At 65.0% G+C, this 25156-nt stretch carries 24 protein-coding genes, 1 other RNA gene and 1 riboswitch; of the genes, 20 read left to right on the top strand and 5 right to left on the bottom strand.

Going from position 1 to position 25156, the window contains the following annotated elements; translation table 11 throughout:
- Positions 1-88: 88 nt before the first annotated feature.
- A complete protein-coding gene (locus ACUJB0_RS28220) occupies positions 89-838 on the bottom strand; it encodes an SDR family NAD(P)-dependent oxidoreductase (protein WP_444848149.1) in 750 nt (249 codons plus the stop codon).
- Between the two features lie 152 nt (positions 839-990).
- A riboswitch (ZMP/ZTP riboswitch) is annotated at positions 991-1116 on the top strand.
- Between the two features lie 98 nt (positions 1117-1214).
- On the opposite strand from ACUJB0_RS28220, the gene glyA reads away from it, so the two are divergent.
- The 14 genes from glyA to ACUJB0_RS28150 all read left to right on the top strand — a co-directional run bounded on the left by glyA (position 1215) and on the right by ACUJB0_RS28150 (position 13250).
- On the top strand, positions 1215-2462 hold the full coding sequence (gene glyA / locus ACUJB0_RS28215) for a serine hydroxymethyltransferase (RefSeq protein ID WP_161097054.1): 1248 nt from the start codon (positions 1215-1217) through the stop codon (positions 2460-2462).
- Between the two features lie 56 nt (positions 2463-2518).
- Complete coding sequence (gene nrdR, locus ACUJB0_RS28210) at positions 2519-2989, top strand: transcriptional regulator NrdR (protein WP_117015241.1); 471 nt, start codon at positions 2519-2521, stop codon at positions 2987-2989.
- A gap of 129 nt (positions 2990-3118) precedes the next feature.
- The gene (gene pilV, locus ACUJB0_RS28205; protein WP_444848148.1) at positions 3119-3673 is read left to right on the top strand and encodes a type IV pilus modification protein PilV; all 555 of its coding nucleotides are present in this window, start codon (positions 3119-3121) and stop codon (positions 3671-3673) included.
- A 65-nt stretch (positions 3674-3738) separates the two neighbouring features.
- Complete coding sequence (locus ACUJB0_RS28200) at positions 3739-4620, top strand: PilW family protein (RefSeq protein ID WP_444848147.1); 882 nt, start codon at positions 3739-3741, stop codon at positions 4618-4620.
- Between the two features lie 2 nt (positions 4621-4622).
- Positions 4623-5120, top strand: a complete 498-nt coding sequence (locus ACUJB0_RS28195; protein ID WP_444848146.1) for a pilus assembly PilX family protein — start codon at positions 4623-4625, stop codon at positions 5118-5120.
- A gap of 9 nt (positions 5121-5129) precedes the next feature.
- Positions 5130-7349 (top strand): pilus assembly protein, encoded by a 2220-nt coding sequence (locus tag ACUJB0_RS28190; RefSeq protein ID WP_444848145.1) that lies wholly within the window; start codon positions 5130-5132, stop codon positions 7347-7349.
- Positions 7346-7801: a type IV pilin protein gene (locus ACUJB0_RS28185; protein ID WP_444848144.1), complete on the top strand. Its 456-nt coding sequence runs from the start codon at positions 7346-7348 to the stop codon at positions 7799-7801. Before ACUJB0_RS28190 ends, ACUJB0_RS28185 begins: the two co-directional genes overlap by 4 nt.
- Positions 7802-7813: 12 nt before the next feature.
- The gene (locus ACUJB0_RS28180; protein WP_444848143.1) at positions 7814-8368 is read left to right on the top strand and encodes a GspH/FimT family pseudopilin; all 555 of its coding nucleotides are present in this window, start codon (positions 7814-7816) and stop codon (positions 8366-8368) included.
- A gap of 7 nt (positions 8369-8375) precedes the next feature.
- Positions 8376-9473, top strand: a complete 1098-nt coding sequence (gene ribD, locus ACUJB0_RS28175) for a bifunctional diaminohydroxyphosphoribosylaminopyrimidine deaminase/5-amino-6-(5-phosphoribosylamino)uracil reductase RibD (RefSeq protein ID WP_444848142.1) — start codon at positions 8376-8378, stop codon at positions 9471-9473.
- A 12-nt stretch (positions 9474-9485) separates the two neighbouring features.
- Positions 9486-10121, top strand: coding sequence for a riboflavin synthase (locus ACUJB0_RS28170; protein WP_444848141.1), 636 nt, complete (start codon positions 9486-9488; stop codon positions 10119-10121).
- Between the two features lie 148 nt (positions 10122-10269).
- Positions 10270-11379 (top strand): bifunctional 3,4-dihydroxy-2-butanone-4-phosphate synthase/GTP cyclohydrolase II, encoded by a 1110-nt coding sequence (ribBA, locus tag ACUJB0_RS28165; RefSeq protein ID WP_444848140.1) that lies wholly within the window; start codon positions 10270-10272, stop codon positions 11377-11379.
- 27 nt (positions 11380-11406) lie between these two features.
- A complete protein-coding gene (gene ribH / locus ACUJB0_RS28160) occupies positions 11407-11895 on the top strand; it encodes a 6,7-dimethyl-8-ribityllumazine synthase (RefSeq protein ID WP_161089703.1) in 489 nt (162 codons plus the stop codon).
- An 83-nt stretch (positions 11896-11978) separates the two neighbouring features.
- Positions 11979-12449 (top strand): transcription antitermination factor NusB, encoded by a 471-nt coding sequence (gene nusB / locus ACUJB0_RS28155; protein WP_161097045.1) that lies wholly within the window; start codon positions 11979-11981, stop codon positions 12447-12449.
- A gap of 252 nt (positions 12450-12701) precedes the next feature.
- A complete protein-coding gene (locus ACUJB0_RS28150; protein ID WP_444848139.1) occupies positions 12702-13250 on the top strand; it encodes a hypothetical protein in 549 nt (182 codons plus the stop codon).
- A gap of 59 nt (positions 13251-13309) precedes the next feature.
- Here ACUJB0_RS28150 and ACUJB0_RS28145 read toward each other — a convergent pair whose 3' ends face one another.
- Positions 13310-14158 carry a transglycosylase SLT domain-containing protein gene (locus ACUJB0_RS28145; protein ID WP_444848225.1) on the bottom strand — a complete coding sequence of 283 codons (849 nt, stop codon included), beginning with the start codon at positions 14156-14158 and terminating at the stop codon, positions 13310-13312.
- A 535-nt stretch (positions 14159-14693) separates the two neighbouring features.
- Between ACUJB0_RS28145 and ubiD the strand changes: the two genes are divergently transcribed.
- Positions 14694-16178 (top strand): 4-hydroxy-3-polyprenylbenzoate decarboxylase, encoded by a 1485-nt coding sequence (gene ubiD / locus ACUJB0_RS28140; RefSeq protein WP_444848138.1) that lies wholly within the window; start codon positions 14694-14696, stop codon positions 16176-16178.
- Between the two features lie 15 nt (positions 16179-16193).
- An RNA gene (ffs, locus tag ACUJB0_RS28135) (signal recognition particle sRNA small type) lies at positions 16194-16292 on the top strand.
- Between the two features lie 54 nt (positions 16293-16346).
- On the opposite strand, the gene ACUJB0_RS28130 is transcribed toward ffs, so the two are convergent.
- Positions 16347-17000, bottom strand: coding sequence for a DUF2987 domain-containing protein (locus ACUJB0_RS28130; protein WP_444848137.1), 654 nt, complete (start codon positions 16998-17000; stop codon positions 16347-16349).
- A gap of 162 nt (positions 17001-17162) precedes the next feature.
- On the opposite strand from ACUJB0_RS28130, the gene dnaX reads away from it, so the two are divergent.
- From dnaX to ACUJB0_RS28110, 4 genes are read left to right on the top strand one after another with little or no spacing between them, the layout of a single operon-like run.
- Complete coding sequence (dnaX, locus tag ACUJB0_RS28125; RefSeq protein WP_444848136.1) at positions 17163-19895, top strand: DNA polymerase III subunit gamma/tau; 2733 nt, start codon at positions 17163-17165, stop codon at positions 19893-19895.
- A 37-nt stretch (positions 19896-19932) separates the two neighbouring features.
- Complete coding sequence (locus tag ACUJB0_RS28120) at positions 19933-20259, top strand: YbaB/EbfC family nucleoid-associated protein (RefSeq protein WP_070272932.1); 327 nt, start codon at positions 19933-19935, stop codon at positions 20257-20259.
- 23 nt (positions 20260-20282) lie between these two features.
- Entirely contained in the window at positions 20283-20873 is a 591-nt protein-coding gene (gene recR / locus ACUJB0_RS28115; protein WP_161093309.1) for a recombination mediator RecR, read from the top strand.
- On the top strand, positions 20870-22087 hold the full coding sequence (locus tag ACUJB0_RS28110) for a CaiB/BaiF CoA transferase family protein (RefSeq protein WP_444848135.1): 1218 nt from the start codon (positions 20870-20872) through the stop codon (positions 22085-22087). Before recR ends, ACUJB0_RS28110 begins: the two co-directional genes overlap by 4 nt.
- 7 nt (positions 22088-22094) lie before the next feature.
- On the opposite strand, the gene ACUJB0_RS28105 is transcribed toward ACUJB0_RS28110, so the two are convergent.
- Both ACUJB0_RS28105 and ACUJB0_RS28100 read right to left on the bottom strand, forming a co-directional pair.
- Positions 22095-24290 (bottom strand): putative bifunctional diguanylate cyclase/phosphodiesterase, encoded by a 2196-nt coding sequence (locus tag ACUJB0_RS28105; RefSeq protein WP_444848134.1) that lies wholly within the window; start codon positions 24288-24290, stop codon positions 22095-22097.
- A gap of 1 nt (position 24291) precedes the next feature.
- Positions 24292-25156 (bottom strand): response regulator (locus ACUJB0_RS28100; protein ID WP_444848133.1); only part of this gene is annotated, 865 nt, incomplete at its 5' end.

Below are 25156 nucleotides of genomic sequence, written 5' to 3'. Positions count from 1 at the left end.
TAAAGCGTTTTCCCAGCAACTTGCCAAGGTTTGTAACAACCGCTTACGAATCGCTTCAGGGATGAAACGATTCGTCGGTGCCAACGGCTTACAGGTTGCGCTTGATCGCCAGCGGGCCGTAGCCCTGGCAGGTCGGCATCATTTCGATGCGGTTGATGTTGATGTGGGCCGGCAAAGTGGCGATCCAGTAGGCTGTGTTGGCGATGTCCTCGGCCGTCAGCGGCTCGGTGCCTTCGTAGACCTTGGCCGCTGCCTCGTCGTTGCCCTTCAGGCGGACGTTGGAGAACTCGGTGCCGCCGCACAGGCCGGGCGCCAGGTTGGTGGCGCGCACGCCGGTGCCGACCAGGTCGGCGCGCAGATTCAGCGTGAACTGCTCGACGAAGGCCTTGGTGGCGCCGTACACATTGCCGCCAGGGTAGGGCGTGTCGCCGGCCACCGAGCCCAGGTTGATCACGGTGCCGCTGCCGCGCGCCACCATCGCCGGCAGGATGGCGCGGGTCATGGCGACCAGGCCGCTGCAGTTGGTGGCGATCATGGTGTCCCAGTCCTCCAGCGACGATTCGTGCGCCGGCGTGACGCCCAGCGCCAGGCCGGCGTTGTTGATCAGCACGTCGATCTGCGACCACTCGGCCGGCAGGCTGTCCAACGCGCCCTTGATCGATGCCTTGTCGGTCACGTCCAGCACGATGGGGCGGGCTGCGGCACCCAGCTCGGCGGCCAGCGCCTCCAGGCGGTCGGCGCGGCGGCCGCTGATCAGCACTTTATGGCCGTTCTGGACGAAGGTGCGGGCCATGGCGGCGCCGAAGCCGGCGGTGGCGCCCGTGATGAAGACGATCATGTTCTATCCTTATGCGAGAGTGGAAACGATGGTCAAGTGTAGCCGAAATGGCAGTATGGCTAGCCGCGACTATCAAAATCAGCACAAGATTGCCTTTTAAGCAATCATTTCCTTGCTCAAATCTGGCGCATAAATTACAATCAGGCTTCCATTACGTCTCACGTAACTGGCGAAAAGCTCCGGCCATCACCATTTTGGTGCGTGGCGGCCGGTCGGCGAAAGGTGGGCATCCACCGGGAAACGTGAGATTTCAACAGCCGTTCGCCTGGGCAGCCATCGATGGAAATGCACGAAGAGGCTGCCTGTCCGCTATCGGCTTCCCTCATTCGATCCAACCTGCCAGTAACAAGTTACTCAATTCGATTGGAGTTTTTTCATGTTCGCAAAAGATCACACCCTCGCCAGCGTTGACCCGGAATTGTTCGGCGCCATCCAGAAAGAAAACACCCGTCAGCACGATCACATCGAACTGATCGCTTCGGAAAACTACACCTCGCCAGCCGTCATGGAAGCGCAGGGTTCCCAGCTGACCAATAAATACGCCGAAGGCTACCCAGGCAAGCGCTACTACGGCGGTTGCGAATACGTCGACGTCGTCGAGCAACTGGCGATCGACCGCGTCAAGCAGCTGTTCGGCGCGGAAGCGGCCAACGTGCAGCCGAACTCGGGTTCGCAAGCCAACCAGGGCGTGTTCTTCGCCGTGCTGAAACCAGGCGACACCATTATGGGCATGTCGCTGGCCGAAGGCGGCCACCTGACCCACGGCATGCCGCTGAACATGTCCGGCAAATGGTTCAACGTCGTTTCCTACGGCCTGACCCCGGAAGAGGACATCGACTACGCCGCCATGGAAGCGCTGGCCAAGGAACACAAGCCCAAGCTGATCATCGCCGGCGCCTCGGCGTTCTCGAAAAAGATCGATTTCGAGCGCTTCGCCGCTGTCGCCAAGGCTGTTGGCGCCTACTTCATGGTCGACATGGCGCACTACGCCGGCCTGATCGCCGCCGGCCTGTATCCTAATCCAGTGCCGCACGCCGACTTCGTCACCTCGACCACGCACAAATCGCTGCGCGGCCCGCGCGGCGGCATCATCCTGATGAAGGCCGAGCACGAGAAGATCATCAACTCGGCCATCTTCCCAGGCATCCAGGGCGGCCCGCTGATGCACGTGATCGCCGGCAAGGCCGTCGCGTTCAAGGAAGCGCTGACGCCTGAGTTCAAGGCTTACCAGCAACAAGTCGTCATCAACGCCGACGTGCTGGCCAAGACCCTGATCAAGCGCGGCCTGCGCATCGTTTCCGGCGGCACCGAGTCGCACGTGATGCTGGTGGACCTGCGTCCGAAGAACCTGACCGGCAAGGAAGCGGAAGCGATCCTGGGCGCGGCTCACATGACCTGCAACAAGAACGGCATCCCTAACGATCCGCAGAAGCCATTCGTGACTTCGGGCATTCGTTTGGGCTCGCCTGCCTTCACCACCCGTGGCTTCAAGGAAGCGGAGGCGGAACAAGTCGGCAACCTGATCGCCGACGTGCTGGACAATCCGCACGACGCAGCGACCATCGACCGCGTGAAAGCGGCCGTGAAGGTTCTGGCTGACAAGTTCCCTGTCTACGCCAAGTAATCTGTAGCACCGCGACGCCGGCCTGTGCCGGTGTCGCGTCATCGAATAGCGCCAATATGAAATGTCCGTTTTGCCAGCATGAAGATACCCAGGTTCTCGATACGCGTGTATCCGAGGAAGGGGACGCCATACGCCGGCGCCGGCGCTGCGGAAAATGTGATAAACGATTTACCACGTATGAGCGCATCGAACTGGTGATGCCGTATGTGGTCAAGAAGAACGGCAGTCGTACCGAGTATTCGTCGGCCAAGCTGCGCGGCAGCCTGACGCTGGCCCTGCGCAAGCGCCCCGTGGCGGCGCCCGCCGTCGATGCGGCGATATTGTCGATCGAGGAAAAGCTGCTGACCAGCGGACAGCGCGAGGTCGATACCGGCTATATCGGCGAGCTGGTGATGCAGGAGTTGAAGCGTCTCGACAAGATCGCGTATATCCGTTTTGCATCCGTCTACAAAAACTTCGAAGACCTGGCCGAGTTCCAGGACGCCATTGCCGAAGTCGGGCAGGAACGCAAGCCGCGCAAGGCTTAGTTTCCCGTGCGAGTTTCCCGCGCGTCAGCCGCCGGCCCATGGCTGGCGCACCATTGATACATCTCATACTCTCAGCTGCAGTCACTGCTAACTTCTAGCACTGTCCTCGTCGACTTGCGGAGGTGTGCAATGCGCACACGCGCTTATATGCCGGGCTTTACGCTGCTGGAAATCCTCGTTGCCGTGTTGTTGCTGGCGTTTGGCATTGTCGGCGGCGTGGCGATGCAATTGTCCGCGTTGCGTGCGCGGCATCAGGCGGCGTTGCTGTCGCAGGCGGGCTACGTCGCGGCTGGCCTGGCCGAACGCATGCGTGCCAATGGCGCGCAAATGCATCTGGCCGATGGCGCCAATCCCTACCTGTTGCTTGATTACGATGCGCTGGCGGAACCTCATCCGCCGGCGCCGTCGGCGCTGTGCTATGGCGGCGCGTGCGACAGCGCGCAGCTGGCGATGTTCGATCTGTACGAGGCGAAAATGCAGGTGAGCCAGTATCTGCCGGCGGGCCGGGTGCGCGTGTGCCGGGACGGTGGCGGCAAGACGGTCTGGGCCTGCGGCGGCGGGGCGGGTGCGCCGGTGGTGGTCAAGATCGGGTGGCGCGAAAAAAATCCTGATGGCACGCCGCACAAGGATGCGAGCGGCGAGTTTGCGTCGGCATTGGCCTTGGTTGTTGGAGCGACGCGATGAATGCGCGCCTTGTTCGCGGCTGGACTGTCGTCGAGTTCGCCATCGCGGTGACGTTGGGCTTGGTCGTGACCTTGCTGGCTAGCGGCTTGCTGCTGTCGGCTGGCAGCAGTTACCGCAATCACGACGAGTACGTCGGGCTGAACGACGGAGGGCGCCATGCGCTCGACATCCTGGCGCGTTCGATACGGCAGGGCGCCTACGTCAACTGGGACGGCAAGGCGGCCCCGATAGAACTGGATGATGCGGCGCCGGCGTCCGTAGCGGGACTGGATGCGCGCAGCATCAGCCGGGGCAGCGCGGATATCTCGGGGCTGTTGCCGGCGGTGGCGCATGGCAGCGATGTGCTGGCGTTGCGCTTCTCTGGCAGTGGCGTGGGCAGCAATGGCGACGGTTCCAATCTCAATTGCGCCGGCTTCGGCGTGGCCGCGCCGGACGCGACCGACGCGCGCGGCTGGAGCATCTTCTACGTTGCGGACGATGGTGCCGGCGAGACCGAGTTGCGCTGCAAATACCGGGGCGCTTCCGGCTGGGGCGCGGACGCCATCGTACGCGGCGTCGATTCCTTCCAGGTGCTGTATGGGCTCGACACGGATGTGCCGGCGGACGGCGTGCCCAATACCTATCTCAATGCCAGCGGCATCGATGCGTTGGACGCCGCGTTGGCGCTGGTTGGCGCGACGGCGGATGAACGCTTGCGTGATTTCCGCCGCAAGACTTTCTGGAAGCGCGTTTGCAGCGTCCGGGTGGCGTTGCTGCTGCATGGCGAGAGCAACGCGCGCGCCGATAACGGAGCCGCGCAATACGACCTGTTCGGCCCCGCGTATTCCGATGCGCATGGCGACGACGAGGGCGTGCGCATCGTGGAGGCGAGCCTGCCGACATCGCAGCGTACGCGGGCGCGCAGGGTGGTGAGCATGACGGTGGCGTTACGCAACCGGAGCGGATAGTCATGGCGCGGCGAAGGCAACGGGGCGTGGCGGTATTGATGTGCCTGATGATGCTGATCCTGGTGATGTTGCTGGGCGTGTCGGCGGCGCAAATGAGCTTGCAGGGCGAGAAGGCGGCGCGCGGCGAGCGTGATCGGGAAGTGGCGTTACAAGCGGCGGAGGATGCCTTGGCAGATGCGGAGCGCGATATTCAATCCGGCACGGCGGCGGTCAGCGCCTGCGATGTGGCGCCCGCGTGGCAGCGGGTGGATCTCTCTGGAGCGGAGGACGGCGGCGCCTGCACGGTGGGCTACGGCGAGCACACCGGGGCGGAGATGCTCACGGCAGAAGGCGTGCTGCCATTCAGGAAGCCGCGCTATCTGGTCGAGCGCATGGCGTGCCATCAGCCGGGAGAGGACGCGTCGGCCGTTAGCTATTGCTACCGCGTGACGGTGATCGGATTCGGCGCGCGGCCGGGGACGGAAGTGGTCTTGCAAACTGTGTACAGCAAGCCGGAGTGAGGAGGGGATATGCAAATAGCGATGCCTGGGCGTGGCCGCATGTGGTCGTGGGTCTTGATCGCCTTGCTGTTGATGCTGCTGCCGATGCTGGCCTCTGGCGTACATGCCGCACCGCCGCTGATCAATATCGGCAGCGAACCCCTGACTGCTGCCTGCCGCGCCGCCACGCCCGCTGCGGGAATGCGAATGGCGGGTACCTCGTTGCTGCTGGCCGCGCCGGCGGCAGTTGCTGCGCCGTCCGGCGCCGCGTCTCTTGGCCCAGCGGCCCTCGTCGCAGCCGCGCCGCCCGGCACAGCCGCATCCTTCGCGCTGCTCGGCGACTTGCTCAGCGCGACGCTGGACGCGGGCGACAGTGGCGGTCACTTTGAACGCAGCAGCTTGCCGCTGGCCGGCGTGGCCGTGCCGGGAGCCGTGCTGTGGGATGCCGGTGCAATCTTGACCGGTGCGCCGGGACGGCCTCCCTTGCCGGCACCCGACGCGCGCAATCTTTACACGGCCATTGTCCAGAGCGATGGCAGGCTGAGCGGGATTCCATTTAGCTGGCCCGCCTTGTCGGCCGCGCAGCAGGCGATGTTGGACCAGACACCGCCGCCGCGCGCGACCAGCGACGGACTGGGCGAACGGCGCGTCGCCTACCTGCGCGGCGACCGCAGCGACGAGGGCGCGTTGTTCCGCCGGCGCAGCAGCGTGCTGGGCGACTCGATCAACAGCACGCCTGTGTTGGTAGGCCCGCCGTCGGGCGCTGCGCTGGATGCGGGCTTCATGGCTTTTCGCGAACGGAACAAAGCCCGCCGCCCCATGATCTACCTCGGCGCCAACGATGGCATGCTGCATGGCTTCGACGCCGACAGCGGCATCGAGCGCTACGCTTACCTGCCCGACGCATTGATATCGGCGCTAAACCGCTTGCCGAGCCCCAGCTATGTGCACCGCGCCTACGTCGATGGCCCCGCGATCAGCGGCGACGCTGTTATTGCAGACAACTGGCGCACCGTACTGATCTCCGCGATGGGCGGCGGCGCGCAAGGCCTGTTCGCGCTGGACGTCACCGACCCTGAGGCACTGAACGCAGCGTCCGCGCTGTGGGAATTTACCGACCGTGACGATCCCATGATGGGCAATCTCACCACGCTGCCGCAGATCGCCAAGGTGCGCACCGGTCACGGCGGTGAGGCGGCCAGCGACCGCTATTTCGCCGTCGCCACGAGCGGCCTGAACAACTACGCCAGCGACGGCCACTCCAGCCGCAACGGCAAGGGCGCCTTATTCCTGCTGGCACTCGACAAGCCCAGCGATGCGCCATGGAAGCTCAACGCGAACTACTACCGATGGACCACGCCGATCTCCGATTCAACGATGGCGAACGGCCTGAGCGCCCCAGCCTTGACCTTCGACCGCGACGGCGCGCTGAGCTACGCCTACGCCGGCGACCTGCAAGGCAATCTGTGGCGCTTCGATTTCGCTGGCTGGCCCAGCGTCGCGGTGCAAGCGCTGTTCGCTGCCCGCGATGCCGATGGCCGCCGTCAGCCGGTCGCACAGCGGCCGATGCTGGCCTATGCCACCGGCGGCGGTTACATGGTGCTGTTCGGCACCGGCGTGTTGTTCGACCGGACCGACTTGTCGGCAGGCGGTTTCGTTACCCAGTCGTTTTATGGCATCCATGACAGCTTGTCCGTTCCGATGGATGTCGTGGCCGGCCGGCGGCAGCTGACCGAGCGTATGTTGAATGCCTCGTCCGCAAACCTGTTCAGCCTCAGCGGCGCGGAGATTGCCCCGGGCAGCAAAGGCTGGTATGTCGACTTCCTGCAATCGTCGCGCACGGGCGAGCGCAGCATCGGCAGCGGCGTGTTGGCGGGCGGCGCCGTGGTGTTCAACACGCTGTTGCCAGGCACGGACAAATGCGATGCTTCACGCAGCCGCACCTACGTGCTGAATGCGCTTACCGGCCTGCCAGAGGGCCGCAGCACAGCCAGCATCGATCCGACCAAGCCGATAGTCGGCCTGCTGCAACCGACCTACCCAACGTTGGTGGCGCTGGTGCCGCAATCGTCCACCCCCAGCGCGCCTGATCCCACCGGGCAGGTCGTGGTGACGAAGAACTATGCGGTGGCCAACGTGTCGGCAGGGGAGGTTGCAGTGGCGGGCGCGCTCAAGGTGCGCTTGCGGTCCGGCCGGCTTAGCTGGCGTGAAGTCGCCAACTGGCGCGAGCTGCATGAGGCCATCAAATGAAGCCTCTTCATGAGCAGGCGTTCAGCATGATCGAGCTGCTGGTGGTGCTGGTGATTCTGGCCGTGCTGGCCGCGCAGGCGATGCCGAGCTTTAAGCAACATGTGATCCGCGCCCGCCGTTCCGAAGCGCAGGCGGCGATGCTGCAATTGATGCAGCAGGAAGAACGCTTTTACACGCAGGCCAATACCTACATCGCCTTTTCATCAAGCACCACGGAGCCGGAAGCCCGCCAGTTCAAGTGGTGGAGCAGCAACGGCGCGCCTACCAGCGCGTATGAAATCGAAGGCAAGGCTTGCGATGGCGAGCCGATTTCGCAATGCGTGCAGTTGATCGCCACGCCCGGCACCGCGATGGTCGACCGTAACTTTCGCGATGAAGATTGCCTGCAGCTCAAGCTCACCAGCAGCGGCCTGCGCCTGGCGACCGGCCCATCCACCCGTTGCTGGCCATGAGAGGGCGGCGCGATGCGTTCACATTCCACACCCGGACACACGCTGATCGAACTATTGATCGTCCTTGCGCTGGTCACGACCTTGCTCGGCGTCGCCGTGCCGAGCTTCCACGCCGGGCTGAAGCAACAGCAACTGCGGGTAGCCGTCAACGACCTGCTGGCCGCGATCAACCTGACGCGCTCGCAGGCCATCGCGCGTGGCGCCCAAGTCTTGATGGTGCCGCTGGAACCGGCAGGCGCATCCTGGCGCGAAGGCTGGGTGGTGTTTGTCGACGAGAATGGCAACCGCCGCCACGACGCCGGCGAGCTGCTGCTGACCAGGCACGGGCCGGTCGCCGAAGGCATCACCATCACGGCGGCGTTCTCGTCGGCCGCAACGCCGCAATATCTTGCTTATAATGGCGCTGGACGCGCCTGCAGCGCGAGCAACAGCCTGGCCGCGCGCTGGGGCACTCTGTCGCTGACGCGGGGCGAAGACGTGCGCAACATCAAGATCAATATGCTGGGCCGGGCGCGCGTGTGCGACCCGGCGGCGGGCGACGCCAGCTGCGCCAGCGCCAAGGACTAAGGACAACGTGAACATCAACAACGATCTCGAAGGCATGACGCTGGCGCTGGAGTGGGCCGCGAAAGGCCTGTACACCACCTCGCCGAATCCGCACATCGGCTGCGTGATCGTGCGCGACGGCCAAGTGATCGGCGCCGGCGTCACGCAGCAGGCCGGCAGCGACCACGCTGAAATCCAGGCGCTCAAGGATGCTCAGGCGCGCGGCCACGATGTGCGCGGCGCCACCGCCTACGTCACGCTGGAACCCTGCAATCACCACGGCCGCACGCCACCATGCTCGGACGCGCTGGTGCGTGCCGGCCTGGGTCGCGTGGTGGCGGCGATGGAGGATCCGAATCCGCTGGTGGCCGGGCAGGGCATGGCCAAGCTGGCCGCCGCCGGCATCGAGACCAGCGTCGGCCTGCTGGCAGAGCAGGCGTATGAACTGAACATCGGCTTCTTCTCGCGCATGACGCGCGGCCTGCCGTGGGTGCGCATGAAAACCGCCGCCAGCCTGGACGGCATGACGGCGCTGCACAACGGCGTCAGCCAATGGATCACCGGGCCGGAAGCGCGCGCCGACGGCCACGCCTGGCGCGCGCGCGCCTGCGCCATCCTGACCGGCATCGGCACCGTCAAGGCCGACGATCCACAGCTCAACGTACGCGCGGTGGAAACGCCGCGCCAGCCGCGCCGCATCGTCGTCGACAGCAAGCTCGACATCGATCCGTCCGCAAAGGTCCTGCAGGGCGGCGGCACCTGGATCGCGGCGGCCGTGGCCGATCCCGAGAAAGAGGCCGCGCTGCGGGCGACGGGCGCGGAAATCATCCTGCTGCCCAACGCCAGCGGAAAGGTCGACCTGCCTGAGCTGATGCGCGAGCTGGGCCGGCGCCAGATCAACGAGCTGCACGTCGAAGCAGGCGGCAAGCTCAACGGCTCCCTGATCCGCGAGGGTTGCGTGGACGAGCTGCTGGTCTACCTGGCGCCGATGCTGCTGGGCGACGCGCAGAGCATGTTCGCCTTGCCGGCGCTGGCCGAGCTGTCGCAGCGGCAGCAGCTGAAATATCACGAGGTCAAGCAGATCGGCGAAGATTTGCGTATCCTTGCACGATTCACTCATCATTAAGATTGCACTCACATGTTTACTGGAATTGTCGCCGCTATCGGCAAAATTGAATCGGTCAAGCCGCTGGAAGGCGGCTCGTTCGCGGGCGTGCGCCTGGACATCAACGCCGGCGGCCTGCCGCTGGCCGACGTCGCGCTGGGCGATTCGATCGCCATCAACGGCGCCTGCATGACCGTGGTGGAAAAGGATGACAGCAACTTCCGCGTCGACGTCTCGCGCGAAAGCCTGAACTGCACCGTTGGCCTCGACACGCTGACCGAGGTGAATCTGGAAAAGGCCGTCACGCTGAGCGAGCGCCTCGGCGGCCATCTGGTGACCGGCCACGTCGACGGCCTGGGCGTGGTGCGCAAGTTCGAGGCGGTGGGCGAATCGTGGGAGCTGGTGATCGAAGCGCCGCAGGCACTGGCCAAGTTCCTGGCCTTCAAGGGCTCGATCGTTGTCAACGGCGTCTCGCTGACGGTCAACCGCGTGACCGATATCGGCAGCGGCAAGGACCTGGTGTGCCAGTTCTCGATCAACCTGATCCCGCACACCATTGCCATGACCACCCTCAAGCACCTCGAGGTGGGCAAGCAGGTCAACCTGGAGATCGACCTGATCGCCCGCTACGTCGAGCGCATGGTGTCGGTGGGCGCCGCCGGCAAATAAGCGGCCAATCGCTGAAATATTGGCAAATAATCCAGAAGGCGCCCGCCAAAGTCGGCCATTTGGCGGATAAAAGCGGCCTTTTGCGGTGGGGCGGGCGTAAATCCTTTAAAATAGCGCCCTGTTCCAGCTCCGCTACAAAGGATTAAAAATGTCAATTTCCAGCACCGAAGAAATCGTCGCCGAATTGCGCGCTGGCCGCATGGTGATTCTGGTCGACGAAGAAGACCGGGAAAACGAAGGTGACCTGGTGCTCGCGGCGGACTTTGTGACGCCTGAAGCCATTAATTTCATGGTCAAGCACGCGCGCGGCCTGGTCTGCCTGACCCTGACCGAAGAGCGCTGCGACCAGCTGAACCTGTCGATGATGTCGGCCCGTAACGGCACCGCCTTCGGCACCAATTTCACCGTGTCGATCGAGGCGGCCGAGGGCGTGACCACCGGCATCTCGGCGGCCGACCGCGCCAAGACCATCCAGGTGGCCGTGGCCAAGGATACCCAGCCGTCGGACATCGTCCAGCCCGGCCACATCTTCCCGCTGAAGGCCCAGCCTGGCGGCGTGCTGATGCGCGCCGGCCATACCGAAGCCGGCTGCGACCTGACCGCCATGGCCGGCCTGACCCCGGCCTCCGTGATCTGCGAGATCATGAAGGACGACGGCACCATGGCACGCCTGCCGGACCTGCTGGAATTCGCCAAGGAACACGGCCTGAAGATCGGCACCATCGCCGACCTGATCCACTACCGCAGCCGCAACGAGTCGCTGGTCGAGAAGATCGGCGAGCGTCCGCTCAAGACCGCGCAGGGCGACTTCCGCATGATCGCCTTCCGGGACAAGCCAAGCGGCTCGGCCCACCTGGCGCTGGTGCACGGCGACATCGACAAGACCAAGGAAACCCTGGTGCGCGTGCACCAGCCGGTGTCCATCCTCGACTTCCTGGAGTCGGAAGCGACCACCCACTCGTGGAACCTGTCGTCGTCGCTGGCGGCGGTCAAGGCGTCCGAGCGCGGCGTGATCGTGCTGCTCAATTGCGAAGAGACGGCGGAGCAGTTCTTCGCGCAGTTCGACGCGCTGGGCAAGCCGGAAACCAAGCCGAAGGGCCGCGCCGCCAGCATGGACCTGCGCAGCTACGGCATCGGCGCGCAGATCCTGCGCGAAGTCGGCGTCTGCAAGATGCAGCTGCTGGCCAGCCCGCGCAAGATGCCGTCGATGACGGGCTTCGACCTGGAAGTGACCGGCTACATGGCCAAACCGAACTAATTCAACCCAACATACAAGAGGCACTCCATGACTGTAGGAAGCTACGAAACCAATTTGTCCGGCGACGGCCTGCGTATCGGCATCGTCCAAGCGCGTTTCAACGAAGACGTCTGCCACGGCCTGCTGTCGGCCTGCCTGGCCGAGCTGAAGCACCTGGGCGTGGCTGATGAGGACGTGCTGCACGTGACCGTGCCGGGCGCGCTGGAAGTGCCGCTGGTGCTGCAGAAGATGGCCGAGTCGCAGCAGTTCGACGCGCTGGTCGCGCTGGGCGCCGTGATCCGTGGCGAAACCTACCACTTCGAGCTGGTCTCGAACGAATCGGGCGCCGGCATCACCCGCATCGGCCTGGATTATGGTATTCCTATCGCTAACGCGATCCTGACCACCGAGAACGACGAGCAGGCCGAGGTTCGCATGGCCGAAAAAGGCACCGATGCGGCGCGCGTGGCGGTGGAGATGGCCAATCTGACCATCGCGCTGGAAGAGCTGCACCAGGATCAGGGCGACGACGAGTAAGAACAGGTAGGAACGGCGGAGTGTGCCGGTATGCGCCGGCGCACTGAGCCGGATTTTGTAAGTATTTAAGAACAGGTATAACCATGACAGATAAAATTTTGCACGCCAACCCCAGCAAGAACCGCACGCCGCGCCATCGTGCGCGCGAGTTTGCGTTGCAGGGTTTATATCAGTGGCTGCTGAACAATGAAGACGCCGCCACCGTGGTGAACAACATCCGCGCCGCGCACGGCTTCGACAAGGCCGACGGCGACCACTTCACGGTGCTGCTGTACGGCGCGATCAAGGATTCCGTGGCGCTGCGCGAGAGCTTCGCGCCGCTGGTCGACCGCGGCGTGGCGGAACTGTCGCCGATCGAGCACGCGGTGCTGCTGATCGGCGCGTTCGAGCTGAAGAACAACCTGGAAATCCCTTACCGCGTCGTCATCAACGAGGCGGTCGAGCTGACCAAGTCGTTCGGCGGTATCGACGGCCACAAATACGTCAACGGCGTGCTGGACAAGCTGGCCGCCAAGGTCCGCCCCGACGAAGTCGCCGCCGACAAGAAACGCTAAGCAGCGTCCGGTACTGTCAGAAGCCACCCAAGGTATCTTGCGGTGGCTTTTTTTATTTGGGGTTTGACGGGGGAGGGGACTGCGTCGCAGAATCCGTTGATTTTCAATTAATGTCGAGGGCGCATCATCGAACTGCATACCCTGGAGCGGACGCCGGACTGGCGTCGCCGCGGCTGGCTGGCGCTAATCGCCGGCGCGCATTTGCTGGCGTTTATCGGCTGGCGCGCGCCTGAGCGGCCTCTGGCGGCCCCCGTGGGGCGTCACGAGGCCATCACATATATCCTGGCGCCGGCGAAGCCGCCGCCGCCGAAGCCCTCGACCCAACAACCCAAACCCGTCCGCGAACCGGCCGCGCCGCGCCTGACGCTGCTGCCGCCCGCGCCGCCGCAGCCGATCCGGCAGCCGGAGCAGGCCCCGCAAGCCCCGCAAGCCATCACGCAGACCATGCCGCCACCGGACCCGTTTGCGCAGCCACCTGCCAAGCCGGCCGAGGATCTAGTGCAGCGCTCGCTCAAGAGCGCCGCCGCCGTCGACCGCCAGCTGCGCAAGGAAGCCTGGAATCCGCACGACAAGAAGATCGCCAACACCACCACGGCGCTGGCGGCCAAGCTGGGTGGCGCCTTTGTGGGGGATGAGGGCACGACGTTCGAAAACTTCACCACGCCCGATGGCCGCCTCATGACGCGCGTGCGTTCGGGCGACGGCAGTTATTGTGCGGTGATGGAGTCCAATAGCTTGACCGGCGGCCGCGATCCGTTCCGGGACGGTGTCAAAACCAGGGTCGGTACCTGTCCGCACTGATCGTCCAGACGTAAAAAAGCCACCTCGCAAGGTGGCTTCGTCTGCTTGATCTACCGAAATCAGAGGCCGGCGATCTGGGTGCCGGTGACCGACTTCTCAACCGCCGCGACCGGCGGCGTAGGCTTGGCTGGCGCGGCGGCCATCATTGGCGTGATGGTCGGCACTTTCTTGCCTGCCGAAACCTGCTTCAGGCGCTGGTACTCGGCCAGCACTTTCGAGCCGTAGCCGTCGTCGTGTTCGAACGCAGCGGCGCCGACGTAGATCTTCAGGCCGGCTTCGACCGAACCGCCACGGGTGACGTAGTCCTTCAGGATCAGCGAGCCGACACGGATGTTGGCCACCGGATTGAGCGCAGCCTGCAAGCCACCCATTTCCTGGAATTTATCGTGGTGCACCTTGGACATCACCTGCATCAGGCCTTGCGCGCCGACCGGGCTTTCCGCGAACGGATTCAGGCCCGATTCAATCGCCATCACGGCCAGGATCAGCAGCGGATCGAGCTTGATCTCGCGCGCCGTCAGGTAGGCGGTGGAGACCAGCATGTTGGCGGCGTCGCCCGCTACGCGGTAACGCTTGGACAGCCAGGAGGTGACCCATTGCTGCTGCTTCTGCGTGCCCAGCAGGGCTTTTTCTTCGGCGGTCAGCGGCGCGGTGCTGGCGGCCGGTGCCGCGGCTGGCGTTTCCATCAGGGCCGACAGGGGCGGCGCCACGACGGCGACAGCTTCGACTTCCGGTTCGTGGTTCAGGCTGTTGCTCAGAGCCTTGGCCAGGTCGGGACGGACAAACAGTACTGCCATCACTACTAAAGCGGTCACACCCAGAATGGTCAGAGTGTGCTGGGCGGTGGTCAACACGCCCTTTGCCGAAACGCGAGTCGTGGAGAACCACGCTGCTGGCTGGCGAGCCATGGTGCGGGCAAACTGAGTTGCACCGGTGAAACGATTAATCATAGAGTTCCCCTGAAATGTCCGTAAAAGCGGGTCCCCGCCAGCGTTGAACGCAGCTAACCGGGTGCTAATGCCGTGCATCAGAAATATCATCGTCCGTCGCCGCTGGGAGCGCGCGTTGGACGCCGTCATTGCTTGCTTGAGCTGATGTTTCCCTGTGGTATTCGATCAGTCGCAATACAACTTCTTTCGGGGGTAAGGCAGACGCCTTTTGAAAACACTCCTTAAAATGTCATGTGGAGCCCCGACTCCGTGAATGAATGAGCAACACATTTGCGTGGTCCGCTTACCGGGCTCAACCCGTGCTGAACCGTGTTCTCTTCAAGTAGGGCAAATTGTAGAAGCCGTTTTATATCAAGTCAATACTAACGCGATCAAAAGCTATAACTTATAAATCTTACTTTTTTGCTTGTATTGCGCCTAAAACCAATAAAATCAACTACTTGACCTGTCTTTTTAAACAGTATGCTGCGCTGTAAGAAAAAATTAAAAAACGATGAAATATTCTGATCTGCGAGATTTTATTTCCCAACTGCAACGGATGGGCGAACTTAAGCCCATTTTGGTCCCTGTTTCGGCGCATTTGGAGATGACCGAGGTTTGCGACCGCACTTTGCGGGCCGGCGGACCGGCTTTGCTGTTCCAGAATCCGACCGGACACAGCATGCCTGTGCTGGGCAATCTGTTCGGCACCGAGCGCCGCGTGGCGCTGGGCATGGGCGCCGACAGCGTCAGCGAGCTGCGCAAGATCGGCCACGTGCTGGCGCGCCTGAAGGAGCCGGAACCGCCCAAGGGCTTCAAGGACTTGATGGGCATGGGCTCGCTGGTCAAGGCCGTGTGGGACATGGCGCCCAAGGAGCTGCGCGGCGCGCCGTGCCAGGAGATCGTGTGGGAGGGCGCCGATGTCGACCTGGCCAAGCTGCCGATCCAGCACTGCTGGCCGGGCGATGTGGCGCCGCTGATCACCTGGGGCCTGGTGATCACCAAGGGGCCTAATAAGAAGCGCCAGAACCTGGGCATCTACCGCCAGCAGGTGCTGGGGCCGAACAAGGTCATCATGCGCTGGCTGGCCCACCGTGGCGGCGCGCTGGACTTCCGCGAGCACGCCATCCAGAGCAAGGGGCAGCCGTATCCGATCTGCGTGGCGCTGGGCGCCGATCCCGCCACTATATTAGGCGCGGTGACGCCGGTGCCGGACAGCCTGTCGGAATACCAGTTCGCCGGCCTGCTGCGCGGCAGCCGCACCGAGCTGGTCAAGGCCATCGGCAGCGAGCTGCGCGTGCCGGCCTCGGCGGAGATTGTGCTGGAAGGTCATATCTATCCTGACGAAAACCACCCGAGCGGTTACGAGCACGCGCTGGAAGGCCCGTACGGCGACCACACCGGCTATTACAACGAGCAGGACTCGTTCCCCGTGTTCACCATCGACCGCATCACGATGCGCCGCGATCCCATCTATCACTCGACCTACACCGGCAAGCCGCCCGACGAGCCTGCCATCCTGGGCCTGGCGCTGAACGAGGTGTTCGTGCCTCTGCTGCAGAAGCAGTTTTCGGAGATCACCGATTTCCACCTGCCGGCCGAGGGCTGCAGCTACCGCATGGCGGTGGTGCAGATCAAGAAGCAGTACGCCGGCCACGCCAAGCGCGTGATGTTTGGCGTGTGGAGCTTCCTGCGCCAGTTCATGTACACCAAGTTCATCGTGGTGGTGGATGAGGACGTGAACATCCGCGACTGGAACGAAGTGATCTGGGCCATCACGACCCGCGTCGATCCGACCCGCGACACCACGCTGGTCGACAACACGCCGATCGACTACCTGGACTTCGCCTCGCCGGTGAGCGGGCTGGGCAGCAAGATGGGCATCGACGCCACCAACAAGTGGCCGGGCGAAACCACGCGCGAGTGGGGCACCACGATCACCATGGCGCCCGAGGTGAAGGCGCGCGTCGATCAGATTTGGCAGGAGTTGGGCCTGTAGGTTATAATTGCGCTTGGCGGGCCCCTGCGCATTGTGGCATGGCTAACCTGGTCAGGTCGGGAACGAAGCAGCCACGGCTATTAACCATAAGTGCCGCAGATCAGGCTCGCCTCCTTCGGGAATATTAAAAAAGCTGCCAAGGGCAGCTTTTTTTATTTGCTCACTGATTTATTCACTGTCCAGCCTGGCCTCGATTGGCCGCTCGGACGCCACCATCAGCGGATTCTCCTTCAGCCATGCGGACTCGGGCTTCAGCCTGATCTGGTTCTTGGCGTCGGTGCTGTAGGCCGTCTCGCCGACTTTCAGCTGCGCCGGCTTGCTGAACTTGAACACCACCACCTTGACGCTGGGCGCGAACATGCTCAGCGCGCCGGCCATCTTCTTGATCGCCTGGTTCATCTGCGCCACGCTGCTCATCACCGGCGTGTAGTTCCATTGCGTGCCTTCGGGCAGCGGCGTGGTGACTTCGTAATCCACCGCCGATTTCTCGCCCTTGGGCAGGCTGGTCATGATCTTGGTGTCGTCCGACAGCCATTTGGGATTCGGCACCACCGTCAGGCGGTAGTCGGCCGACAGCGGCGTCAGCACCTGGCGCTCGCTGCCATGCACCACGGTCAGCACCACGTCGGCCGGCTTGTAGGCGGCGTTGCGCGGCTTGACCGTGATGTACATATTGAGCTTGTCGCGCTCGGCGGCCGGGATGGCGTAGAACTTGTCGAGGCGTAGTTCCTCGATCAGCTTCTTATATGGCACCCATTCGCGTTCGTCGGCGTGGGCGGCGAGGGACAGCAACAGCAGCGGCAGCAGGACAAGTTTCTTCATATAATTTCATGTTAAAAGAAAAACACATTGTAAGACAGTCCGGCCCGATTACCCAATCCGGCCCCGCCTTGTTACAATTGCCGTTTTGGCGACCCTGCGCCGCGTCTTATTAGCTGAGCAGGATAGGCCCTTTGCATCCGCTATCTACGGTAAAATCCCAGCATGTCCTATCAAGTCCTCGCCCGTAAATACCGCCCCAAGAATTTCGAAACGCTCGTCGGCCAGGAGCACGTCGTGCGCGCGCTCACGCACGCCCTGCACAGCGGTCGCCTGCACCACGCCTATCTGTTCACCGGAACGCGCGGGGTCGGCAAGACCACCTTGTCGCGCATCCTGGCCAAGTCGCTCAATTGCGTCGGGCCCGACGGCAACGGCGGCATCACGGCCACGCCGTGCGGCGTGTGCGAGGCGTGCACGGCGATCGATGCCGGCCGCTTTGTCGATTACATCGAGATGGATGCGGCGTCCAACCGCGGCGTCGACGAGATGGCGCAGCTGCTGGAGCAGGCGGTGTACGCGCCGAGCAATGCGCGCTTCAAGGTCTATATGATCGACGAGGTGCACATGCTGACCAACCACGCCTTCAACTCGATGCTGAAGACGCTGGAGGAACCGCCCGAGCACGTGAAGTTCATCCTGGCGACCACCGATCCGCAGAAGATTCCGGTGACGGTGTTGTCGCGCTGTCTGCAATTCAATTTGAAGCAGATGCCGCCGGGGCACATCATCGGCCATCTGGATAATATTTTGGGGCAGGAGGGCATCAGCTTCGAGGCGCCCGCCTTGCGCCTGCTGGCCGCCGGCGCGCATGGTTCGATGCGTGATGCGTTGTCGCTGACTGATCAGGCGATCGCCTATGCGGCCGGCGCGGTGACGCTGGACGCGGTGCAGGGCATGCTGGGTGCGCTGGATCAGTCTTATCTGATTCGTTTGCTGGATGCGCTGGCGGCGCAGGATGGCGCGGACTTGCTGGCCGTGGCCGATGAGATGGCCACGCGCAGCCTGTCGTATAACGGCGCCTTGCAGGACCTGGGTACCTTGCTGCACCGGATCGCGCTGGCGCAGACGGTGCCGACCGCCTTGCCGGAGGATTTGCCGGAGTACGCCGATATCGTGCGTCTGGCGGCGGCCTTCGATGCGGAAGAGGTGCAGCTGTATTATCAGATCGCGGTGCATGGCCGGAATGAATTGGGCTTGGCGCCGGATGAATATGCGGGCTTCTCGATGACCTTGCTGCGCATGCTGGCCTTTCGGCCCGGCGTAGGCGGAGCGGAGGGGCAACCGGCTGCGGCGCCGGCCATGTCGCGTCCGGCGGCGGTGGCTGCGGCGCGTGCCGCGGCGGCGCCGCCTGCGCGTGCGGCTTCGCATCTGCAGGCTAGTCACGCCAGTGTGACGCCGGCGGGGGGGGGGGCCGGTGCGGCTGCGGCGATGGCGCGGGCGGAGGCGCCTGCTCCGGCTGCGGTTGCTTCCAACCCGTCTGCCAGTGCGATGCCATCTGCGCATGTTGCGCCACCAGCGCCAGCGCCTGCTGCTGCTCACGCGCCGATGCATGCGCCGGCTGCTGCTGCGCCAGCGGCGATGAATGCCCCGGCCGCCATTGCGCCAGCTGAGCACGCTGCATCTGCGGCGCCGGCTGCACCAGCGGCTCCGGCTGCACCGGCAGCGCCTATCAGTGCCGCGCGTGCCGCCATCAACGCTGCCCTAGAGGCGGCCCGCGCGGCTTCCAAGCCAGGCGCGCGATCCGCGTCGGCAAGCGCCGCACCAGCACCGGCTGCGTCCGCGCCGTCCTCCCCGGCGCCAGCAGTGGCGCCGTCGAGCGGCGCACCGGCATCGTCGTTTGGTGCCGCGCCGGATGCCGGGCCTGCCGCTTCCGCACCGCCCGCCGCGTTCGCATCGCCTTCGCAGCCGCACGCGCCAAGCGCCGCGTACACGCCGCCTGCTGCGCCGAACGCTGCGCATGTGCCGCCGGCTGCTGCCGCGCCGTCGCGTCCGGCGCCGTGGGAAGACATGTCGCCTGCGGCGACCATGGGCGGCGATGCGCAAGCGGCCGTACTGGAAGCGCCTGTGCGCCAAGTCGCGCCGCAGCAAGTCGCGTCGCCTGCCGCGCCAGCTGCCAAGCCTGCTCCGCAGCAGGCTGACGACGAGGATGACCTACCGCCCTGGGTCACTGAATTTTCCGACGATAGCGCGGTAGCACACTCCGCGCCTGCTTACGCGCCGGACCAGCCGCCGTCGCATGCATCCTCGCCAGCGCAAGCGCGCGGGCCATCGCACGCGCAGTCGCATGGACACGCGTACGCGCCATCGCATGTGCCATCGCACGCACAACCGCACACGCAGTCGCGCGCGCCGTCGCAGCACCAGGCGCCGCCGCCGTTGGCTTATGCCGACGAGGCGCAGGCCGTCGTCATGCCGGCCCGCGCCGCGCCGGCGCCAGCCAAGGCGCCGCACGCTTACGTGATCACGCCGGTGCCCGAACTGAACTGGGACGGCAACTGGCCCGCCGTGGCGGCCGCCTTGCCGCTGCGCGGCGTGGCCCAGCAGCTGGCCATGCAGGCCGAGCTCATCGAGTGCAGCATCGACGGCAACGCCGTGGTCTTCAAGGTCCGCGTGCCGATCGAAACCTGGCGCACGCCGGGCAACGTCGAGAAGCTCACCGTCGCGCTGAGCGAACGCTTCGGCCGCCCGGTGCGCGTGGACACCGAACTGGGCGCCGTCTGGTACACCGCCAGCGCCGAGGCGCAGGCGCACCGCGAAGCCTGCCAGCGCGCTGCCGAGGACACGGTCGCCAGCGATCCCTTTGTGAACAGCCTGATCCGCGAGTTCGACGCCTGGGTCGTGCCCGGATCGATCACGCCGCCGCCCGCCATGCTGGCGTCGGCCGCGGCCAACTGAACACCTCTTTAATTTTCAATCCACGGAGAATCCCATCATGATGAAGAACCAACTGGCCGGCTTGATGAAACAAGCGCAAGCAATGCAGGACAACATGAAGAAGGCGCAGGACGCGCTGGCACTGATCGAAGTCGAAGGCCAATCCGGCGCCGGCCTGGTCAAGGTTGTGATGACCTGCAAGAACGACGTCAAGCGCGTGTCGATCGACCCATCGCTGCTGGCCGACGACAAGGACATGCTGGAAGACCTGGTGGCCGCCGCCTTCAACGACGCCGTGCGCAAGGCCGAAGCCACCTCGGCTGAAAAGCTGGGCGGCCTGACCGCCGGCATGAACCTGCCGGCCGGCTTCAAGATGCCTTTCTAAGGGCTGCCGCAACGTAAAGCACCATGTCCAAATCGCTGGAATTTCTGACGGAAGCGCTGCGCCGTCTGCCCGGCGTCGGCCCCAAGTCGGCGCAGCGGATGGCCTTCCACTTGCTCCAGCATGACCGCGAAGGTGCGGACATGTTGTCGCGCGCGTTGCACCAGGCGGTGAACGCCGTGCATCACTGCGCGCTGTGCAATACGTTCACGGAAGAAGAGGTCTGCGACACCTGCAACGACGAGCAGCGCGACCGCCGCCTGCTGTGTGTGGTGGAGACGCCGGCCGACCAGCTGATGATCGAGCAGACCCTGACCTACAAGGGCCTGTACTTCGTGCTGATGGGCCGCCTGTCGCCGCTGGACGGCATCGGCCCCAAGGACATACATTTGGAAAAACTGGTGGCGCGCGCCGCCGACGGCCTGGTCACGGAAGTGGTGCTGGCCACCAATTTCACCAACGAGGGCGAGGCCACCGCGCACTACATCAGCGAGCTGCTGAAGGCGCGCGGCCTGCGCGTGAGCCGGCTGGCGCGCGGCGTGCCGGTCGGTGGCGAGCTGGAGTACGTGGACGCGGGCACCATCGCCCGCGCCATGCTGGACCGAAGGGCGACATGACTGACAAGAACACCGCCGGCCCTCTGGCCGGCATCAAGGTACTGGAACTGGGCACGCTGATCGCGGGCCCTTTTTGTGCGCGCATGCTGGGCGAGTTCGGCGCCGAGGTCATCAAGATCGAGTCGCCCGACGGCGGCGATCCGATCCGCAAATGGCGGGTGCTGAAGGACGGCACCTCGCTGTGGTGGTCGGTCCAGTCGCGCAACAAGAAATCGCTGACGCTCAACCTCAAGCACGCACGCGGCCGCGCCATTGCGCGCCAGCTCGCGCTGGACGCGGACATCATCATCGAGAACTACCGCCCCGGCGTGCTGGAGAAGTGGGACATCGGCTACGAGCAACTGAAGGCGGCCAATCCGGCCACCATCATGGTGCGCCTGTCGGGCTTCGGCCAGACCGGGCCGATGAAGGACTTGCCCGGCTTCGGCGCCATCGGCGAATCGATGGGCGGGCTGCGCTACGTGTCCGGCCACGCGGACCGGCCGCCGGTGCGCGTGGGCGTGTCGATCGGCGACTCGGTGGCGGCACTGCACGGCGTGATCGGCGCGATGATGGCGCTGCGCCACCGCGACGCCACCGGCGGCCGCCTCAAGGGCGAAGGCCAGATGGTCGACGTGGCGCTGTACGAATCCGTGTTCAACCTGATGGAATCGCTGGTGCCGGAGTTCGACCACGCCGGCGTGGTGCGCGAGCGCACTGGCGGCGCGCTGCCGGGCATCGTGCCGTCCAACACCTACACCACCAAGGATGGCGAGAACATCGTCATCGCCGGCAATGGCGACGCCATCTTCAAGCGCCTGATGCTGGCCATGGGCCGCATCGACCTGGCCGGCGATCCGCAGCTGGAGCGCAACGACGGCCGCGTGCAGCGCACGCAGGAAATCGACGACGCCATCCAGGCCTGGTGCGACACCCAGGACATCGACAGCGCGCTGACGGTGCTGAAGGCGGCCGACGTGCCGGCCGGGAAGATCTACTCGGTGCGCGACATGATGACCGATCCGCAGTTCGTCGCGCGCGAGATGTTCGAGCAGCACCACTTCGCCGACGGCACGCCGGTCAAGCTGCCGGCAATTTCGCCCAAGCTGTCGGCCACGCCGGGCCACACCAAGTGGATAGGCCCGGCGCTGGGCCAGCACAACGACGAGGTGCTGCGCTCGCTGGGCTACAGCGCCGAGGACATCGCCGCGATGAAACAGGACGGCGTGCTGTAAGCGGCTGTCAGTGCCGGGCGGGGAAGATCATCGCGTGGCCGGCATCGCTGGCCGCCGCCGCCGCGTTCAGCGCGAACTGGTTGGAGAGCATGAGGTCGATCGATTCCGGCGGCGACGGATGGCCCAGGTAGTAGCCCTGCGCCAGGTCGCAGCCGTATTGCTCCAGCAGCCTTAGCTGCGCGCCGGTCTCCACGCCTTCCGCCACCACCGCCATTTTCAAACCATGCGCCATGGCGATGATGGCGCGCGTGATGGCGGCGTTTTCCGAATCCTGCGGCAGGCCGCTGATGAAGCTGCGGTCGATCTTGAGCGCCCGCACGTCGAAGCGCTTGAGATAGTTCATCGACGAATAGCCGGTGCCGAAATCGTCGATCGACAGGTAGACGCCGATGCCGCGCAGCTGCTCCAGCGTGACCATGGTGGCGCGGGCGTCGTCCATCAGCGTGCCTTCGGTCAGCTCCAGTTCCAGCAGGTCGGCAGGCAACCCGGTCTCGTGCAGCGTGGACAGCACGATCTGGCTCAGGTTCTCGTCCTTGAACTGCTTGGCCGACAGGTTGACCGCCACCCGCAGCGGCCGCTGGTCGGCCGTCTTCCACGCCATCGCCTGGCGGCAGGCGGTGCGCAGCACCCATTCGCCGATCGGCACGATCAGGCCGGTCTCCTCGGCCAGCGGGATGAACTCGGTCGGCGAGATGATGCCGCGCTCCGGGTGGCGCCAGCGCACCAGCGCCTCCACGCCAACGATCTGGGCGCTGGCGACGTCGATCTGCGGCTGGTACAGCAGGTACAGCTCGTTGTTCTGCAGCGCCTTGCGCAGGCCCACCTCCAGCTTGACGTGGCTCATGATCTGCATCGTCAGTGACGAGCTGTACAGCTTGGCGTTGTTCTTGCCGCAGTTCTTGGCGTGGTACATCGCGGTGTCGGCGAACTTGAGCAGCGAGTTGCAGTCCTCGCCATCCTCCGGGTACAGCGAGATACCGATGCTGGCGGTGACGAAGATCTCGTGCGTGTCCAGCAGGAAGGGCCGGCGCATCGCCTCCTTGACGCGGTGGGCGACGTTGAGCGCGTTTTCCACCCGTTCCAGGTCGGGGATCAGGATGGTGAATTCGTCGCCGCCCAGGCGCGCCAGGTTGTTGCTGCCGACCTCGGTGCGCGAGACCAGGTCGCTGGGCCGCGTGGTTTCGCGCAGGCGCTCGGAGACGGCCTTGAGCAGATGATCGCCGACGTCGTGGCCCAGCGTGTCGTTGATGCGCTTGAAGGCGTCCAGGTCCATGAACAGCACGGCGAATTTCTTGTTGCCCTTGCGCGAGCGCACCAGCTCGGCCTCCAGCGTTTCCAGGAAGGCTTGCCGGTTGGGGATGCCGGTCAGGCTGTCGCAATAGGCCAGGCGGCGGATCTGCTCCTCGGTGCGCTTGCGCTCGCTGATGTCGCGCACCAGGCCCAGCACCTCATCCGGGCCGGTGGCCACCAGGCGCGCCTCGAAATGCCGCACCGGCGCCGGCCCCGTGTGCTCGCCCTGGCGCACGCGCGGGGCCGCGCCGGGGACGGGCAACTCGTAGTCGAGCGAGCGGATGTGCTGGGTGTCGAGCACGGTCTGCACCTGTTCCAGCATGTGCTGGGCGATGTCGTCCGGCAGCACCTGGTTCAGGTGGCGGCCCACGCACTGGTCGCTGGCGAACACGCCGCTGGCCTCGTGGCCCTGTTCGTAGTCGAGGTAGTAGCCGTCCTTGTTCATGCGGAAGAAGGTGTCCGGAATCGCCGCCAGCACCGCGCGGTGGTGGGCGTCGGCGATGCGCAGGCGGGTGATGGCGTCGCTGGCGCGCAGCACGTACAGCACCCGGTGGCCGAGGATGGGCCAGTTGATCGGTTTGGAGACGAAATCGGTGGCGCCGGCCTCGTAGGCCTTGGTCACCGATTCCAGCTCGTCGCCGCCGGTGACCATGATGATGGGCACGGTGGTCTGGGTTTCCAGCCGGCGGATCTCGCGGCACACGGCGAAGCCGTCCATGCCGGGCATGTCGACATCCAGCAGCAGCAGGTCCGGCGTCAGGCGCTGGAAGCATTCCACCGCTTGCAGGCCGTCCTCGGCCTCGACCGCGTCCAGGCCGACCTGGGCCAGCATCTCCAGCATCAGCATACGCATCACGGGATCGTCGTCGGCGACCAGGACCAGGCCGCGCTTGGGGGAGGTGGGCGTTGCCATGTCATGTTTCCTTTTCCAGGATAGCTCCCAACGCCTGCCGCACGGCCTGGAAAGTACGTTCCATATCCGCCAGCAGGACAGCGGCCCCGGCGGTGGTGTCATTGCGGCCCAGCTGTTCGAGCTCCCGGCAGCGCTGGGCCAGCGCGTCGGCGCCGACGTTGGCGCTGCTGGACTTGAGGCTGTGGGCGGCCTTGCGCAACTGGCCGGTGTCGCCGGCGGCGATCGCCTGGCGCAGCGTGTGCAGGTGGCTGGGGGTGTCGTCGAGATAGGCGTGCAGCACGCGGTCGAGCAGGGCGTCGCCGTTGGTGGCGCTGAGCGCGCGGATGTTCTGCAGCGCCTGGCGGTTGATCTCGCTGTGGGGCATGGCCACGGCTGGCGCTGCCTGCGCTGCCTGTGTTTCCGGCACTTCCGGGGCCGGTGGCGTGGGCGCCAGGCGCGGCAGGCTGATCCAGCGGGCGATGGTCTGGCCGAGCGCCTGCTGCGTGAACGGCTTGCTCAGGTAGTCGTCCATGCCGGCCGCCAGGCAGGATTCGCGGTCGCCCTGCAGCGCGTTGGCGGTGATGGCGATGATGGGCACGCTGCGCCCGCGGCCGCGCTGCTGCTCGCGGCGGCGAATTTCGGTGGTGGCCGCGAAGCCGTCCATGACCGGCATCTGGCAATCCATCAGGATCAGGTCGAACTCGCCGGCCTGCTCGGCCTGCAGCGCCTGCTCGCCGTTGCAGGCGCGGCTCACTTCCAGCCCCAGTCCTTCGAGCATGGCGCCGGCCACTTCGACGTTGACCGGATTGTCCTCGGCCAGCAAGACCTTGCGCCGCTTGCGCGCGCGCGGCGCCGGCGTGGGGCCGGGGCTGAACGCGGCCAGCGGC

Source organism: Duganella caerulea, assembly GCF_040362985.1.
Classification (GTDB): Bacteria; Pseudomonadota; Gammaproteobacteria; order Burkholderiales; family Burkholderiaceae_D; genus Rugamonas; species Rugamonas vulcania.
The sequence above is the reverse complement of the archived record's forward strand: the minus strand, read 5'-3'. Positions and strand labels throughout refer to the sequence as shown.

Excerpts from the sequence above, each read along its gene's own strand:
- ACUJB0_RS28180 (WP_444848143.1), top strand. The coding sequence starts at position 7,814 with ATGCGTTCACATTCCACACCCGGACACACGCTGATCGAACTATTGATC.
- nrdR (WP_117015241.1), top strand. The coding sequence starts at position 2,519 with ATGAAATGTCCGTTTTGCCAGCATGAAGATACCCAGGTTCTCGATACG.
- ACUJB0_RS28145 (WP_444848225.1), bottom strand. The coding sequence starts at position 14,158 with ATGGCTCGCCAGCCAGCAGCGTGGTTCTCCACGACTCGCGTTTCGGCA.
- glyA (WP_161097054.1), top strand. The coding sequence starts at position 1,215 with ATGTTCGCAAAAGATCACACCCTCGCCAGCGTTGACCCGGAATTGTTC.
- ACUJB0_RS28130 (WP_444848137.1), bottom strand. The coding sequence starts at position 17,000 with ATGAAGAAACTTGTCCTGCTGCCGCTGCTGTTGCTGTCCCTCGCCGCC.
- ACUJB0_RS28110 (WP_444848135.1), top strand. The coding sequence starts at position 20,870 with ATGACTGACAAGAACACCGCCGGCCCTCTGGCCGGCATCAAGGTACTG.
- dnaX (WP_444848136.1), top strand. The coding sequence starts at position 17,163 with ATGTCCTATCAAGTCCTCGCCCGTAAATACCGCCCCAAGAATTTCGAA.
- ubiD (WP_444848138.1), top strand. The coding sequence starts at position 14,694 with ATGAAATATTCTGATCTGCGAGATTTTATTTCCCAACTGCAACGGATG.
- ribBA (WP_444848140.1), top strand. The coding sequence starts at position 10,270 with ATGTCAATTTCCAGCACCGAAGAAATCGTCGCCGAATTGCGCGCTGGC.
- recR (WP_161093309.1), top strand. The coding sequence starts at position 20,283 with ATGTCCAAATCGCTGGAATTTCTGACGGAAGCGCTGCGCCGTCTGCCC.
- ACUJB0_RS28120 (WP_070272932.1), top strand. The coding sequence starts at position 19,933 with ATGATGAAGAACCAACTGGCCGGCTTGATGAAACAAGCGCAAGCAATG.
- nusB (WP_161097045.1), top strand. The coding sequence starts at position 11,979 with ATGACAGATAAAATTTTGCACGCCAACCCCAGCAAGAACCGCACGCCG.
- pilV (WP_444848148.1), top strand. The coding sequence starts at position 3,119 with ATGCGCACACGCGCTTATATGCCGGGCTTTACGCTGCTGGAAATCCTC.
- ACUJB0_RS28190 (WP_444848145.1), top strand. The coding sequence starts at position 5,130 with ATGCAAATAGCGATGCCTGGGCGTGGCCGCATGTGGTCGTGGGTCTTG.
- ACUJB0_RS28195 (WP_444848146.1), top strand. The coding sequence starts at position 4,623 with ATGGCGCGGCGAAGGCAACGGGGCGTGGCGGTATTGATGTGCCTGATG.
- ACUJB0_RS28105 (WP_444848134.1), bottom strand. The coding sequence starts at position 24,290 with ATGGCAACGCCCACCTCCCCCAAGCGCGGCCTGGTCCTGGTCGCCGAC.
- ribH (WP_161089703.1), top strand. The coding sequence starts at position 11,407 with ATGACTGTAGGAAGCTACGAAACCAATTTGTCCGGCGACGGCCTGCGT.
- ACUJB0_RS28185 (WP_444848144.1), top strand. The coding sequence starts at position 7,346 with ATGAAGCCTCTTCATGAGCAGGCGTTCAGCATGATCGAGCTGCTGGTG.
- ACUJB0_RS28170 (WP_444848141.1), top strand. The coding sequence starts at position 9,486 with ATGTTTACTGGAATTGTCGCCGCTATCGGCAAAATTGAATCGGTCAAG.
- ACUJB0_RS28220 (WP_444848149.1), bottom strand. The coding sequence starts at position 838 with ATGATCGTCTTCATCACGGGCGCCACCGCCGGCTTCGGCGCCGCCATG.